Origin of the sequence: Paenibacillus sp. FSL R7-0163 (assembly GCF_037969975.1) — a bacterium.
Taxonomy (GTDB): Bacteria; Bacillota; Bacilli; order Paenibacillales; family Paenibacillaceae; genus Paenibacillus_AQ; species Paenibacillus_AQ odorifer.
In genome coordinates, this window is the sequence record NZ_CP150224.1 from 5,085,226 (window position 1) to 5,100,804 (window position 15,579).

Consider the following 15,579-nt stretch of genomic DNA (forward strand, 5'->3'; position numbering starts at 1 on the left):
TGTCATGTCCGATAATACATCCTATACGACAGAGGAAATTGCCCGCTTATTAAAAATATCAAAATTAAAAGTATATGATCTAATTAAAAAAGGGGAGCTCCCCTCCTACCGTGTAGGAAAACAAATGCGCGTGGATCAATCCGATTTGGAAACCTACAAACAAAATACACGGAGTGGGGCGTCCACCGCTAATCCTACTACTATAATGGCCCAGACTCCACCAGCAATACCCTTGGCCTTTTCCGGTACAAATCCAGCTCAAATGCCAGCACAATCTCCCCACCTTAAAGCTGTAGGACACAGCTTGGTGATTACAGGTCAGGATATGTCACTGGATATTCTAGCTACCTATTTGGAACGGGCTCTGCCTGAACGCCCTCTTCGTTCTTATGCCGGGAGTCTTGATAGCCTGATAGCCATGTATAAAGGGGAGTCGGACATTGTCAGCACACATCTGCTCGACGGGGATACTGGAGAATACAACCTACCCTATATCCGAAAAATACTCGTAGGATGCTCTTATGTTGTAGTTCGCCTACTTACCCGAAGTGCAGGTTTTTATGTACAAAAAGGGAATCCCAGGGGTATTCATGAATGGTCTCACTTAGAGCAGAACGGACTCACGCTGATCAATAGAGAACGAGGTTCAGGTGCACGCGTATTATTGGATGAACAGCTTCGATTGCATGGCATTCCAGCAGCCAGCCTATCAGGCTATGAGAACGAGGAGAACAGCCATTTGGCAGTTGCCGGTAAAGTGGCCCGGGGAGAAGCAGATGTAGCCATCGGCACCGAGAAAGCCGCTAAGATTGTCGACGGTGTTGATTTCGTTCCTATGATTCAGGAGTGCTACGATCTGGTGATGATTAAAAAACCGGATCATGAGCAATGGATTGCTGCCGTGATTGATATTTTGCGTTCACCAGCCTTCCAGAGTGAGCTTGGGTCCATTCACGGATATGATCTCACGGAAACAGGGACGATAATTTATGAGACTTAATGGGTCACAGCAGAAGACGGGAGCATTATGCAGAAGCGTTTAACTGTATTTCGTACAACTATATTACTTCGAATAACTCGCAAATTAGATATAACTGTATTTGGTACACCTATTTCTCTTGATTTACTACCCCATAGGCGACTTTTCTAGTTTTAGTTGTATAGAATACAATTAAAGTTAGAACGATTCCTTATGCAGACGGAATAACTGTATAGAATGCAGTTAACTCACAGACTCCATCAAAATCCGACGGCGCTAGAAGCTGACATCAAAGTTGCCGGGTTCACTTGCCCAGCATCTGCTCAAACCACCCGCTTCAAACCAAAAACACCAGGCAGCAACTCTCCAATAACCGGAGAATCGCTGTCTGGTGTTTTTTTAAGAACGCCGATTCACAAACATCAGCATAGCGGCTGAAATAACAATAATTGAACATACCCACATCCATGCGAGGGTCATATTGCCTCCATCTACCGCAACATAGATCGCTGTGGGTAAGGTTTGCGTGCGGCCCGGAATATTGCCAGCTACCATGATGGTAGCGCCAAACTCCCCAAGACCGCGGGCAAAACCAAGAACATAACCGGCTGCCAGCGACCGGCCCGCAAGCGGCAGCGTGACATAACGCAGTACCTGCAGTTCACTTGCCCCTTGTGCCCGCGCCGCATCTTCAAGATCTGCTTCTATCCCTTCGAAACCCGCCTTCACTGTGCGATATACGAGTGGAAAAGCTACGACTACAGCGGCGATAACAGCTGCCCCCCATGTGAACAGGATCGTCTGCTCCGTCATCTGTTCATACCATCTGCCGATCCAGCTTCGTCGGCCTAAAATAACTAAAAGCACAAATCCTACGACCGTCGGCGGCAATACGAGCGGAAGCAGCATTATAGTCTCTACCAAGCTGTGACCGGGAAACTTCCGGCCCGCCATAGCCTTCGCAGCAGCTGTTGCCAAAATGAATACAATAATGCTTGTAATCACAGATATTTTTACGGAAAGCCATACCGGGGCGAAGAAATCAGTCCAATTTATTTCCAACCTTATTCCACCCGCTTCTACTCGTAATTTCTATTTAAGGAAGCAGGAAGCCATAACTTACAAAGATATCATTAGCTTCCTTGCTTTGAAGGTAACTATACAACTCCTTAGCTGCCTTTTGATTCTTCGAGCTCTTCACGATGCCTGCCGGATAATTAATAGCTTTGTGTACATGTGGACCGACCGTCAAAGCGATTTTAGTTTTCTTTGAAGTAAGCGCATCTGTCTTATAGACAAAACCGGCATCGGCATTTCCTGTTTCTACATAAGAGAGAACCTGACGCACATCCTTGGCAAATACGAGTTTGCTTTGCAGCGGATCCCAGACCTTTTTCGCTGTCAATGATTGCTGAGCATACTGACCCGCTGGTACAGATTCAGGCTGTCCCACTGCCACCTTCTTAAAAGCTTTATCCGTAAGCTGAGTAATCGTTGTTAATTTAACCTTTGAATCTGAGGGTACGACTACAACCAATTGATTCTTAAGCAGAACCTTATGATCGGAGATAAGTCCACCTTCCACCAGTGCATTCATCTGTTTATCACCTGCAGAGAAGAACAGGTCCGCCGGAGCCCCTTGCTCAATCTGCTTTTGCAGAGTACCGGATGCTGCATAATTAAAAACCAAATCAATATCGGGATGTTTCTTTTCATAAAGGAGGGCAATCTTATCCAGGCTATCCTGCAAACTAGCCGCAGCGGAAACAATAATTTCAGTCTTCTTGGTGGCTGCTTGCACCTCTCTCCCTGGACCTGCAGATAAATTCACAACCAGAACGATTGCCAATATCCCCATCACGGAGAGTGTCCATTTCTTAAACATTTCCATTCCTCCCAATTTCGTATGTATATATTTAGATGCTATTCTAGCATACACTTTTTCGTTTTTCTATAACTACAGATATGTTTAGATATGTTTAGTTATATATTGTTATAATTAGACAATATATAATGATGATTTTGGCTTTTTGCACACAAAAAAGATGCCTCTGACTCCCCTAAATAGGGCTGCAAAGACACCTATTTCACGAATGATATTAATTCTTCATCTGTGGGCCAAGCACATCATGTTGACCGTCACCCACCAGGTTAAAGCCAAGTACATTCAACATAATGGATAATCCACTCCCCCAAGAAGCTCACCCGGATTAATATATTCATTTTTAAGAATCAAATGGATCTAGAGAATAGCCCTCTTCTGTATAAAATTGAACAAAGGTCAAATTCGAGGATAAAAATAAACCTCTAAATTGCAATTATGTTATTAAATGTATGCGGTATTATAAAAAGACTCACCAAACAAGAGAAATATTCTATAATTTTTGATTTGTAACAATATATGTAAACGAATATTTCATTTGAAGGTGAGAATCCATCTTATTTATATTGCGATATCCATTTCTCCAACTGCTGCCTGAGCACTTCACGATAATAAAACGGCTCTATAATTTCCGCATCCTCTTCAAATCGCTTAATCCAGCGGACAAATGCAATATCTTGTTCCAATGCGACTTTAAAATAACAACACCGAGCTTGACGGTCTACTTTATTCGGCTTATAGGGCAAATCCTCTTTCTTTAGCCCTTCCATGATTCGCTCCGAAAATTTCACTTTAAACTCTACCTGCAAACTATCGCGGTCAAGTGACCATTTTTGCTTCATAAAAGCTTGCAAATCAAATGATTCCTTTGAGAAGCAGCGGTTTAATGGCTTTACGTTTGAAAAATCGTTGATATGATATGTACGAATAACACCCTGATGATGGCAAAATCCAATGAGATGAAAACGATTTTCCAGTGGGACTAAACAATAAGGATCGATGGTTATTTCCTTCTCCTCCACCGCATTCTCGCAATAATTCGCTTGAATACTCCTCTGCTTTAATAAAGACTCCAAAATAGGTGTCAAAAAAGATTGATGCTCCATCTGTGCACCGCTTCTTTCCAACCAGCTTGTACCTGCTTCTCTTCTTGCACGTTCTATCGTTTCTTCCCGCTCTGCCTTTCGCTTGTATTCAGCTGCGACTACTTTTTCATAAGCGCCTTCAAAATCGATAGGCAGAACGGGTTTAATATCTTCCATAATATAGCGTAATTGCGAAAACGCAGCCGCCTCTTCTTCCGACCAATCCAAAGGATAAAGTGCAAAATTGCCAATAAAAGCATAGCCTTTTCCATGTCCAAGGTGGGTTATAGGAATATGCATGGCGCTAAGCGCGTCCATATCCCGGTATATCGTTCTCTCGCTGTTGCCGCAGCGTTCCGCCAATTCACGGGCTAATATCCCTGGCTTGGCTTGAACAAGTGTAATAATGCGCATCAGTCGGATTAATCGGTCTGTCATATTCAGTTCCCCTTGATTTATGGTTAAATAGACCCATTATTTTATGAAAAAAAGTAATAGTGTGATAGAACTTTTTTACTATGTTACCACATTTTATATTACAATTCTTCTGATTATTTTCCGCCGAACCCGCTGACAAAACAAATTTATGTATAGGTCTTTTTTCGTCAATATGCATCTTCTAGTTGTATGTCCTATATCAATTTCCAGTAGCAGTTTTACCCCGCTTCTGATACTCGAATCCAATCTGTTTATACAACATTTCGGCCTCTTTAAGTAGTAAAGGATCTCCAGAACGTACGGCTAGTAATAGTAATTTATCTGCGTGACGGCAGAGCATTTCATGAGCTTGACTATGTTGTCCTTCATTTTGCAACGTGGTTGCCTCCTCAATCGTTTCAGCTGTTTTTAACAATTCCAGATGTTTCTCTACATGAAAGCAGCAGGTTTCATTCAGAACCTGAGTATGATGAGTGTATTCTAGCTCAAGAACCTTTACTGGAAGCTCTTGAACACGCTCTACGGTTGGCTTTTTATATTTCCACTGTAAGGAAAGAGCTTCATATCTACCTGCAATAGTAGTAGAGATATTGAATTCCAGTGCAATAAACTTTCGTTGCCCCGTTTTTATTTTGCCAAGCTTAAGAAGTAGCGAACTGCCTTCACCGACTTCAAACTCACACCCATACGAGCGCTTAAAAGTTACATGGGGTTCAAGCCAAACCCGCAGTTCGATTTCACGTGCAACCACTTTATAACTGCTGGGTCGGCTGTGCTCTGAAGGCATATTCCCTTTCCATTCGACAAGCAAGATAACATTACGATTGCCGCCTGCAAAAATACGATTTTGACTCCATGTGAATACGGGATGAATACTTTCTATCATTATTTCCACCTCTTTCTTTTTTTGGGTCTTCTATTAATGTACCAATAATGGCGGACAACTCCATGTCATGGAATGTATGTTCGGTTCTATATTATCGACAAAAAAAGAGTCATTCTACATGCTTAGTAGACTGACTCTTGTAAAAACAACCCCTTTTGTCTTTTTATGACGAAAATTTTATGTTTTTTTTCTCATCGACTCCCTAATTTAGTCTGCACTCGCTCTCGCTTGAAAAATAGTCCCAGTGCCCATTTGGCACACAACAGAGAAAATATAAAAAACAGTGTGGCCCAAAATATAGCCGGTACGGGAGTCATTCTTGCCAGATTGCTGGCATCTCCTGCACGGGACGGTGATACAGCAGCCGCGTATACCAGAAATAAACTTCCCATTACAGACTCCTCCAAGGTTAAAAAGGCCAATAACAAATAATAATATTTGCTGGCCTTCTTCCAAACCACCAGCATTAGAATATTTAACGCAATAAATCCGCCCAACCACATCATGCCAAAGCTTCCTCGTACGTATAGCAGGAGCATAATCAACGCCACACCCGTAGCTAAGATAAGGCCCCAATCATGGCGTCCCTTACTATATAAATAGAAGAGCAGAAGTGCAAATAAGGAGGCTAGCAAATAACCCGAGAGGGAAACTAATATTGCCTTGCCCCCTTCTTGAATGGCTGAATAGGTTACACCGCTATGATCTGCGTATAATTCAATCCTCAGCACACTACCCGACAGTAGTAAGGTCATCAGAGCATGACCAAATTCATGAATCATCGTGTCTAAATTCCGAAACAAAGATGAAAATGGGATCAATCTAGTCAAAAAAGCAGATCCGATCAGAAGCAATATTGTTTTAAGCCATTTGTTCAATCGACAGCAGCCCCTTTCGTCCAAAGTATACGATAAATAGTACCTCTTCTCAATCGAGATAATCACGGACTGATCGTGTTTAATAATGAGTAAACGAAAACCTTAAGGAGGTAAAAATTACTTTCATTATAAGCATTGCCAGTCCCATGGCGTACGCTGTCAGAAGCTGTCAAGCTGTGTTAAAATAAAAGAACTACAAGCCTAAATTGGGTGGTGATTATATAGATGAAGCAACATAAATCCCGAGCATATCTACAGCTGTTATATTCGCTCCTGTTCTTGCTGACGCTTACTGTATGCCTGCCAGCTCCTGTAGCAAAAGCTAATATATTCAGTGATATCTATAATGGAGTTAAAAATTTCTCCGAGCTGCCAAACGAAGTGAATGAATTAAAGGAAGGTTTTCAGCAAACTGCTGAAGAGCTTCAGCAGGCAAAGGATAAGCTCGCGAATACCACGCAGGAGATGGAAGCTTACCGGATACAGAACGAAAGCCTACAAGAGCAGAATCGCCAACTGACGCAGATGGTTGATGAATTAAAAAATGACCGGACGGCACGCGAAGAATATTATCATAAAATCAAAGTGACTATTTTTACAGGGATTGGACTAATCCTAGGTTATTTTATACTGATCCGTTTTATTCGTTTCAGCATGCTTTACCGTTCTCGAAAAGGCGATCGTCTGCGTTAGTCTTACGTATTCATTGAAGATCACAGTCACAGCATGAGGGAGATGAACTATGAACATCGATATCCAAGATGAAAGCGACAGTGGAAGCGGACAAGCCGTAGCCTTCTCCCTTCAGGAGAAGGAAGAGGTTCATGTACTCCATCCACAACAAATTATCGCTTATCAAGGTCCTTCCTCAGGACGAGCGGACAGATTTATGGATGTAAAGGGCATATACCGCAAGCGAAAGTTGATTCGTTCCGATATGGCAGGTCCTTGCCATTTCGTTGCCGCCCTTCCGCCAGGCTATCGCATAAAAATCCTGCAGCTCGATGGTAAAAGCGATCTGCTGTACGACTTTAAGCATCTCTTCTTCTACAGTATAGGTATTTCGCTGGAGACCCGGGTGCTAAGCATGAAAAATGTGCTCGTTACACGGGATATTGTAAAGGTGAAATTCTCGGGCAATGGCATGATTGGCATACTGACGGAGGGTACGGTCTGTGAAGCTGTACTGCATCCGACCAACCCCCTTTATGTCGATGCAGGCAGCATTATTGCCTACCCTGAGAATGCCAAGCTGGAGCTCACCGTTTACGGCAACCATTTGGCTAGCCAGCATATGAGCTATCACTGGAAGATGACAGGTCACGGGCCTGTGCTGTTTCAGGCAGGACGTCAGAACCGCCGATTCGAAAGAGATAATAACGATGATGGAATTGTTAAACGATTTCTACGCGAGGTAGTCCCCTTCGGGGGTGTGTTTATTAAATAGTTGTGTTCAGCAGTAAAACAACAAAACAAAGAGCGCCATGCGTATCCTATACGCAGGCGCTCTTTGTGGTTCTATCCTTTATAAGACTGTTGTCTTAGGCGATAAAAGCATTCAACATCCATGCATGTTTCTCAATGCTGCTTCTAATACCAATCAGCAGATCCGCAGTAGGTTGATCAGCCAGTTCTTCTGCAGTAGCAATCGCAGCTTGCAGTTCTTTAGAGACAGTCGTAAAGTCTCTAACCAGCTCCATTACCATACCCTTGGCATCTTCGCCACCACGAGCTTCCTGTAAATCGGAAAGCTCCAAATATTGTTTCATAGAGGAGGCAGGTTGTCCACCAATAGCAAGCAGGCGCTCAGCCAAATCATCTGCATAACCAGCAGCTTCATTGTAGAGTTCTTCAAACTTCTCATGCAGCGTGAAGAATTGGGATCCGCTAACATACCAGTGATAATGATGAAGCTTTACCCCAAGCAGGAACCAGTTCGCGGTCTGGCGGTTCAAAGCAGCGTGCAGTTCAGTTTGGCTCTTTAGTTGTGTACTCATTAATAAAACCTCCTATGGTTAATTTATTATACTGTATTTAGACTCGTTCTAAATCTATATACAATTTAACACATCCTTTTGCTTTTTGCAACCACTTTGAAGATTTACATGTTGCCGATTCTAGCATAACTTTTGTTATACCGCCTATTATCTCTGTCACACTCTGGATAACAGCCTCTTTCTAAACTTAAATCAAAGATATATTTTCCTCCGCCGTCTTCCCTTTCTGACTCCGGAAAAAAGCCCTCATCTCATCGCGTTTGCTCTTTGGACTTAAGACATATACAGTATCCCCTGGCTCAATGACGGTACTGCCATGGGGGGTGACAATGCTTTTATTCCGGATAATAGCAGTAAATAAGATATCATCTGGCAGTCCAATATCGGAGATTTTCTGCCCGGCAATGGGCATGTAAGGTTCAATTCCTATGTGGTTGAACTCGGAATCTGTCTTGCCAAGGGCGACCAGCTCCATCAGTGATGGCTGTGCTGAATCCTCTTGCCCCACCAGCTTCAACCGGGAAGCCAGCGGTGAAATGCTTGTTCCTTGAATCACTGCTGAGGTCAGCACGACGAAGAACACCACATTGAAGAACAGTCGTCCGTGGGGAAGATTGGCTAGCAGCGGATAGGTTGCCAGTACAATTGGAACGGCTCCGCGCAGGCCTGCCCAGGAAATCAGTGTTTTTTCACGAATAGAGAATTTGGAAAAGAGCAAGCTTATAAACACACCAATGGGCCTTGCCACAACCATCAGAATGACGGACAGCAATATACCTTGCCAAGCCACCTCCGCCAGCTCCTGTGGAAATACCAGTAGACCCAGCAATATAAACATAAATATTTGCATCATCCAAGCGAAGCCATGACTAAAATTCATAATTGTTCGATGATACATTAGCTCAGAATTGCCAAGGGTAAGACCCATTACATAGACAGCCAGCAAGCCGCTGCTATGAACGAGTGCAGATAACCCGTAGGTTAGGACAGCAAATCCAATCGCCAATACCGGGTAAAGCCCCGTGGAATCCAGGTTAATTCGATTGATAAGGTATACTGCGATTTTGCCAAGTACAATCCCTATCACCAAACCAACTGCCATCTCCCATATAAAGGACAGCACAAGTCCCCATATCGCCATATCCGGATGCTGAATCCATTCGATCAGCGATACTGTCAAAAACACCGCCATAGGATCGTTGCTGCCTGATTCCGCTTCGAGTGTCGAGGTCAGTCGTTTGTCAATATTCTTACCGCCTAATACCGAAAAGACCGCAGCCGCATCAGTCGAACCCACAATAGCTCCGAACAGAAAACTTTCCGCCCATGACACCTCAAGAATCAGCTTAGCGAACACCCCAACGATAGCTGTCGTTAACAATACGCCTACCGTAGATAAGGATAATGCCGGCCGAATAATAGGCTTGATATCCTTAATACTGGTCTGCATCCCACCTTCGAACAGGATAACAACCAGCGCAAAAATCCCGGCCATTTGTGTTAAGGAAGCATTGTTAAAAAAGATAAATTGACTCAGTACCATCCCCGCAGCAAGGAAAAGCACTAGCGCTGGCATTCCAAATTTAGTGGAGAATTTGGTGGAAAACACACCTACAAGTAAGAGAGCTGCCAGCAATAATATGATATTATCTGCAAGTTGGGTCACCGTTTATTCACTTCCCTTTCTCTTCTAGCTTAAAATATAAGCTTCCTTATTTATGTACGTTATTACCCTTATCCACATCCTTTTGAGACATTGAATAATATAAGCAGGATTGAAGATTTCATCCGCTGGGGCTTATACTTAAAATAATTCCTTCCTACCCTGCTCGTATTTACATATAAGGAGGCTGACTGTAAATGCAATTGAGATTAATTAAACCTGCGGAGCTGGATCAAGCCGCTCTTCTAGCCCATTCCATCTTTCGCAAAGCCGGCGACACTTCTATGAAAGAGCTGTTTCCGCTGATTTTCAGCCCTGGTTACACTCACTCTTATGCAGCCGTTGCCGAGGACGGTAACATCGCTGCTTTTATGGGATTAGTGCCCTCCACGATCCGCACTGGAGAAGCTCTCCTGAACGTATTCTCCATCGGTGCAGTTTGCACAGACCCTGCTTATCGCGGCCAGGGACTAGCCGGTCAGCTTCTACAGCTATGCCAGACCCATGCTGCGAATGCCGGCGCATCGCTTATCTTTGTCTCGGGTGACCGCTCGCTGTATACCCGAGCGGGATGCGTACCGTTCGGCGGTACGCAATTTGCCGAGCTGAACGCAAGCTCGGCTCACGCACTTGCTGCCGCAGCAGGGGAAGAATGGACGCTGCGGCCAATGCAGCCGGGCGACTTCTTCGCCGTCAACCGGCTGCTGAATGAACGCGAAGCCGGACAGATGTACAGTCCGGGTGAGCTAGCGCTGCTGTTGGGTGCCGAGGCTTACGCGGGTGTGCTGGGCTTGTCCCAGCGCACCCGCGTAGCCGTGCGGGACGGCAGCATCGAGGGGTTCGCCGCGATGGCTGTGCCCGCGGCGGATGTGCCGGCGCCGAGCCCAGCGACGGCGGTGGATTGGGCCGGCCAGCCGCAAGCGGTAGCGGCGTTGCTGGCCAAGGCGGCTCTGTGCAGCGGCGTTGGCACGCTGCAAGTGCCTGTGCCGTGGCAGGAGCGCAGCCTGCTCGCGCTTCTGCGGGACGCCGGCGCCTCCTTAAGCGCCGGCGCGAACAGCGGGACGGTCTGCATAGCAGACCGGGAATCGCTTTTGCGGCAGACGGAAGTATGCCGCAAGCGTAGCCTCGACTTGTCGTCCGTGGACGACAAGGAGCTGATCTCGCTGCTGTTTGATCCAGCGAGCCCGCTTCGCACCTCAGATTCCTCAGGGGAATCTGAGGCAATTCCATTACCTTATATGTCTGGTCTCCATTTTATTTAAAGCACAAAAATAACCTCAGCGGGAGAATGATCCCGCTGAGGTTATTTAGTATGCTCTATTAACAGTTATATAAATTCAAATAATTGCTTATTCTCTGGAGTACACCTGTAGCTCTTGAATAGACCAATAATTCCCGCCCGCTCCGGTCTGTACAATTTTGATATACCGTGTCTTTACCTTAGAAAAGGTTATCTTCGTAAGCTCTTTCGTGCCTTTTCCAGAGGTGAGTTTGTTCCAGTTTTGAGCATCGTCAGAAATATAAACTACATAGTCTCTTGGATAATCAAATGGTGATAACGTGCTGTCCAAATCTATTCTTTCAATTTCATGTGCTTCACCCAGATCAATCTGAAAATACTCTCCAGAAACCTGATGTTTCCCCGTATCCCAGCGCGTGCGCCGATCCCCATCGATGGCCAGACTTGGAGCTGATGCCACCGTATTCACATTTGAGGTTACCTTCCACTTTGTCCGATCCAGAGGAACCAGGCCGGTGGCTGTAATCTGAATTTTGTCGGAAAGTAGATTTGAACCTGATACCCTTACCGCGTAGGTATATAACGTCCCTTCACGTAAATTATGATCCGTGTATTCTGTAAGCTTCACATCGGTGGCTACCACCTTCATTCCCCCCCCGCTACCTTCAGCACGAAGCAGCTCGTAGCTTGCTCCCGGTGCCTCCAACCAATTTAATTTTACAGCTAAACCTTTTGTTGCTGCGGCTTTGAATCCTTTAGGGGCAGACGGCTTTACTTCAGAGGAAGGCTGCAAAATATACTGCACAGCCTCTCCTGGAGCAAGTGTCTCCGTAAAAGTTAACGTGGGAGTAGCCTTTTTACCTGTTACATAACTTCTTGCTTTTTCATACGTATTCCCGTTTCCAAAACGTTCCCCTTCATACACCCCGTTTTTCGGCATAGTCACATTTACACTCACAGTTTGTGGAGTAGACTCAAAGTTAACGAAATTAACCAGCACCTTATTTGAGGTCGCTCCGCTTCCCGCAAGAGGCTTCAATGTAGAAGTATCCACGGCCCGAACATATACCAGCTTGTCGGCTAACACATCTTTGTTGGCAACTTGATAAGTTAATGGAGCTCCATGCGTAGCATAGGCAAGACTGAGCCTTCTCATGATGCTGACACGTGAATCCTCATTTTCTTTTGTATAATAAATCTCTGTGGTCGCCGGATCATGCTCTTCTAAATTAAACCCGTATTTGAATAAACTGAAATCCTTAAAAAAAGCAGCATGCTGCACAAACATATCCGCATAACCAATATGCGCACGCATGATCCGGTCGAATACAGCCGCTGTCCGCTCCGTTGCCCCGTATTGATAGGCATCCACATGACTGTCCGAAGTACCAAATTCAGTGGTCAGCATTTTTTTGCCGAGTCCATTGTCTGCGCCAGTGAAGGTCTTCAAATTCTCAGTAAAGCTTCCTCCATTACTAAAAATATAAGAGTCCCCGTAGGAATGTCCATTGGTCAAATCCGTAACCTTCTCCAGCTCCATACGTTGCTCTGGATCACGTTCCCAGCCATCCGGATCTCCACATTCCTTCCCAGTTCCCTTCTGATTACCGCAGGAATCCTCACTGTAACTCGGCCAATACGCCCAGCCCGGAGCAACAGTTTGTAAATGGGGCGCGATTTGCTTGCCCTTTTTATTTAGCCAGTCCGCAATCGCCAAGTTAACTGCCTTAGAACGATTGAATAATCCTGGCTCATTATCTACCTCATAATATTGAAAATAGGGGCTATATTGCTCAAAATAATCCGTCAGCTTTTTCTCTGCATCAGCGGGCAACGATCCGTCTGCCTTAAGCTTAATATCACCAGTATGCAAATACAGAGCAACCGCCTGCATGTTGTAATCCTGCAACACCTTGTAATATTCCATCATATCCGAGCAGGACCGCCCAACATCGCTGGCACAGCTGGTTCGCATCACATTGCCGCTATAAGCCATACCTAGCCATTTGATAACATAAGGCAAGTGCGTAACTGCACCTTCATCGAAATAAAATTGCTTATTATTCACTACTGTTCCGGTCAATGTGTAGCTGCCATGGATAGGCTCAGAAATTGGAGCGTTAAGAGACTCTAAACGGAGATTATCCCAAGTCCACCAGGAATATTCGTCTTCTTTGTCACTGCAATATAAACAGCGAACCGTTTGCAGCTTCAATTCGTTCGTTCCTATCTTCAATTGCTCCTTGGGAATATATAATTCATAGGTCTTTTGAAAGCTATATTCACTTTCTGTGCCAGCAACGCCCGCAATTTGAATGATCCCCGACAATTGATGATTGGAGAACACACTCATTTGCGGCACGGATTTATACGCATCCAGAATACCTACGCTAAATAAGACCCCATTCTCCGGGATCTTATTTAGCTGATATGTGATCGTTAATTCCGGCTGGGTCTTTCCATTCAAGCCTGCAGGCAAGCTCTGCAGAGCCGATGATTTGAGCACCGAAGAAGGAACATTAAAGTCCTTCTTGCTGCCAGAAGTGCCACTCGCAGCGAATTCAGCTGCTGAGCCATCATGTTGTCCCAGATTCCAGATCACAGTACCATCCGGTATTTCTGCTGCAGCATCAGTTCCTGCAGATAGTCTCGGTATATTGGCACCTACCTTATAATCGTTTGTCCTATTCGTTCCGAAGACAGAGACAGACAACAGAAACAAGACGGTTAATGCGGCGAATTTTAGTAATAACAGTAATGGTTTGTTTGCAGATATCTTATTTTTTCTATTAGATATTCTCCTCGTTATTCCCATCCATAGGTCCTCTCTTTCTTCCGGAATGTCTTACCCTATCATTTCATTAGATTAAGGAAGGAACAATGCCCCTTGTGGAATTACCTGCTGCTTCTGGCTGAAACTCTCCCATAGCAAACGAAGATTGGCATCTCCTTCATTCTCATAATATTCAATTTGGATATCATAAAGCGTTCCAGCTGTGAGCGGGATACTTCCTTTATGAAGGGTTGCACTTTGATTTTTCCAATTGTCGATGATCAGCTTTCCGTCAATCCAGACACGGACTCCATCATCAGAGGATGCTGAAATTGTATATTTCTCACTGAATTTGGGTTTGAGCTTCCCTTTCCAGCGTACAGAAAAGTGATCTTCATTTATCCCTGAGGCAGGTGACGCACCATGCCAATTAAAATCAATCTTACGGTCATCGCGGATAAGTACCGCTTCTCCCTCTAAATCAGTATTGTTATAGTATTCTCCAGTTAAACCCGTTAGGGTTACCGGAGTTACGGGTGCTATCGAAGGACCTCCTGTTGTGAGAACATAGTCCTCTCTCGATACTATAAACGAGTCTTTCATAAAGCTTTTAATTGACTGTAGCGTATTATTTTCTGTCAGTAATTTTCCCCAGGTCATCATATAGACCCATTTATTTTGTTTCTCAGTTAATACATCCGGGTTCGGCAGCTGTCCGCTCTCCCCGATTCCGATAGGTTTACCCTCGGCCAATGCGAGCAGATCCTCATAGTAGGACTGCTTATAATCGTTATTGTAGATATCCGCAGCCAGAACATCGAGTTTATCCCCACCGGGATAATATGCAGCATAAGGATCTGACCATTCATTCGGCGCATTCGGATTCCATACCCACAGTAGATTATTTAGCTTGTGTGTGTTTACAAAACGATCATAGACAATACTCCAAAGCTCTGAAAAATTGTCCTTTTTCCCCCACCAAAACCAACCGCCATTCATTTCATGGTAAGGTCGCCATAAGACTGGAACTCCGGCATCACGCAATTGTCCCAAATATCCAGCAACCTCGTCTAGATCTGAGATTAGCCTCTTATACTGAGCTGTCCCAGGTGTAACATAAGCATTAAATTTCTCTTGACTGAGACTTCTGTTTACATTGGACCATTCTGGAGATGTTCCCGGCAAACTCTGATGGAATGTCATGGCTACAATGCCACCCTCGTGATGCCATTCAATTGCACTGTCTATCACTGCTTGCCGCTGTTCTGCGATCGTCCCTTCGGATTGATTATTAATCGCCCCTAATTCATAACCATGTAGAACGGCATTTTGTCCCGAAGTATTCTTCAGCTTATGAACCAGTTCATCTGGGCTTTCTAGATAATCATGCTGGCCGGACAAAATCCCTTTGCCACGTAGATTCACCAAATTACTCAGCAGTTGCTTAGCCTCTTCAGAAGCCGATGGATTACTGGGTATAACCGGAGGTAAAGAGGAAGAAACACTCATAGCCTTCGGAAGACTCTTAACCTCTCCCCAAGGCAGCAAGGAAAAAATAATAAACACCGGTAACATAGTAAACAACAATCTGTTTTTCTTATAATATTTACGCAAATAAATCCTCCTTTCGGTAGCTGTACTGCCTCTACAGGTGCTAAATAAACATACCTGTTATCGGACAATCGTCTTCTGACCTAATGAGGACTATAGCTTAGTAGCTCTGCAATAACGCAGAGCCACTAAGGATCGACCTTTAAT

13 protein-coding genes are annotated in these 15,579 nt (G+C 44.6%); 4 read left to right on the forward strand and 9 right to left on the reverse strand.

Annotation, left to right across the window (positions count from 1 at the left end):
* The first annotated feature begins 4 nt into the window (after positions 1–4).
* The gene (locus tag NST45_RS22450; protein WP_038568912.1) at positions 5–1,000 is read left to right on the forward strand and encodes a helix-turn-helix transcriptional regulator; all 996 of its coding nucleotides are present in this window, start codon (positions 5–7) and stop codon (positions 998–1,000) included.
* 378 nt (positions 1,001–1,378) lie between these two features.
* Here NST45_RS22450 and modB read toward each other — a convergent pair whose 3' ends face one another.
* From modB to NST45_RS22475, 5 genes are all read right to left on the reverse strand, one after another.
* Positions 1,379–2,035 carry a molybdate ABC transporter permease subunit gene (gene modB / locus NST45_RS22455; RefSeq protein ID WP_172628881.1) on the reverse strand — a complete coding sequence of 219 codons (657 nt, stop codon included), beginning with the start codon at positions 2,033–2,035 and terminating at the stop codon, positions 1,379–1,381.
* Positions 2,036–2,075: 40 nt separating this feature from the next.
* On the reverse strand, positions 2,076–2,864 hold the full coding sequence (modA, locus tag NST45_RS22460; protein ID WP_036676571.1) for a molybdate ABC transporter substrate-binding protein: 789 nt from the start codon (positions 2,862–2,864) through the stop codon (positions 2,076–2,078).
* Between the two features lie 554 nt (positions 2,865–3,418).
* Complete coding sequence (locus tag NST45_RS22465; protein ID WP_036676573.1) at positions 3,419–4,384, reverse strand: WYL domain-containing protein; 966 nt, start codon at positions 4,382–4,384, stop codon at positions 3,419–3,421.
* Positions 4,385–4,583: 199 nt separating this feature from the next.
* Positions 4,584–5,270, reverse strand: coding sequence for a hypothetical protein (locus NST45_RS22470; protein WP_038568908.1), 687 nt, complete (start codon positions 5,268–5,270; stop codon positions 4,584–4,586).
* Between the two features lie 191 nt (positions 5,271–5,461).
* A complete protein-coding gene (locus tag NST45_RS22475) occupies positions 5,462–6,148 on the reverse strand; it encodes a M50 family metallopeptidase (RefSeq protein ID WP_036676576.1) in 687 nt (228 codons plus the stop codon).
* 225 nt (positions 6,149–6,373) lie between these two features.
* On the opposite strand from NST45_RS22475, the gene NST45_RS22480 reads away from it, so the two are divergent.
* Together NST45_RS22480 and NST45_RS22485 are read left to right on the forward strand one after the other, a co-directional pair.
* Positions 6,374–6,841 carry a hypothetical protein gene (locus NST45_RS22480; RefSeq protein ID WP_076104226.1) on the forward strand — a complete coding sequence of 156 codons (468 nt, stop codon included), beginning with the start codon at positions 6,374–6,376 and terminating at the stop codon, positions 6,839–6,841.
* A 49-nt stretch (positions 6,842–6,890) separates the two neighbouring features.
* Entirely contained in the window at positions 6,891–7,595 is a 705-nt protein-coding gene (locus NST45_RS22485; protein WP_036676578.1) for an AIM24 family protein, read from the forward strand.
* Between the two features lie 94 nt (positions 7,596–7,689).
* Here the strand turns inward: NST45_RS22485 and NST45_RS22490 are convergent, their stop codons facing one another.
* Positions 7,690–8,145 carry a Dps family protein gene (locus tag NST45_RS22490; RefSeq protein WP_036676579.1) on the reverse strand — a complete coding sequence of 152 codons (456 nt, stop codon included), beginning with the start codon at positions 8,143–8,145 and terminating at the stop codon, positions 7,690–7,692.
* A gap of 187 nt (positions 8,146–8,332) precedes the next feature.
* Positions 8,333–9,811 carry a potassium/proton antiporter gene (locus tag NST45_RS22495; RefSeq protein ID WP_036676580.1) on the reverse strand — a complete coding sequence of 493 codons (1,479 nt, stop codon included), beginning with the start codon at positions 9,809–9,811 and terminating at the stop codon, positions 8,333–8,335.
* A gap of 194 nt (positions 9,812–10,005) precedes the next feature.
* Here NST45_RS22495 and NST45_RS22500 point away from each other — a divergent pair, with 194 nt between their 5' ends.
* Complete coding sequence (locus NST45_RS22500) at positions 10,006–11,070, forward strand: GNAT family N-acetyltransferase (protein ID WP_339823871.1); 1,065 nt, start codon at positions 10,006–10,008, stop codon at positions 11,068–11,070.
* A gap of 87 nt (positions 11,071–11,157) precedes the next feature.
* Here the strand turns inward: NST45_RS22500 and NST45_RS22505 are convergent, their stop codons facing one another.
* Together NST45_RS22505 and NST45_RS22510 are read right to left on the reverse strand one after the other, a co-directional pair.
* Complete coding sequence (locus NST45_RS22505; RefSeq protein WP_339823874.1) at positions 11,158–13,863, reverse strand: discoidin domain-containing protein; 2,706 nt, start codon at positions 13,861–13,863, stop codon at positions 11,158–11,160.
* Between the two features lie 51 nt (positions 13,864–13,914).
* Positions 13,915–15,435: a glycosyl hydrolase gene (locus tag NST45_RS22510; RefSeq protein WP_339823877.1), complete on the reverse strand. Its 1,521-nt coding sequence runs from the start codon at positions 15,433–15,435 to the stop codon at positions 13,915–13,917.
* Between the last annotated feature and the right edge of the window lie 144 nt (positions 15,436–15,579).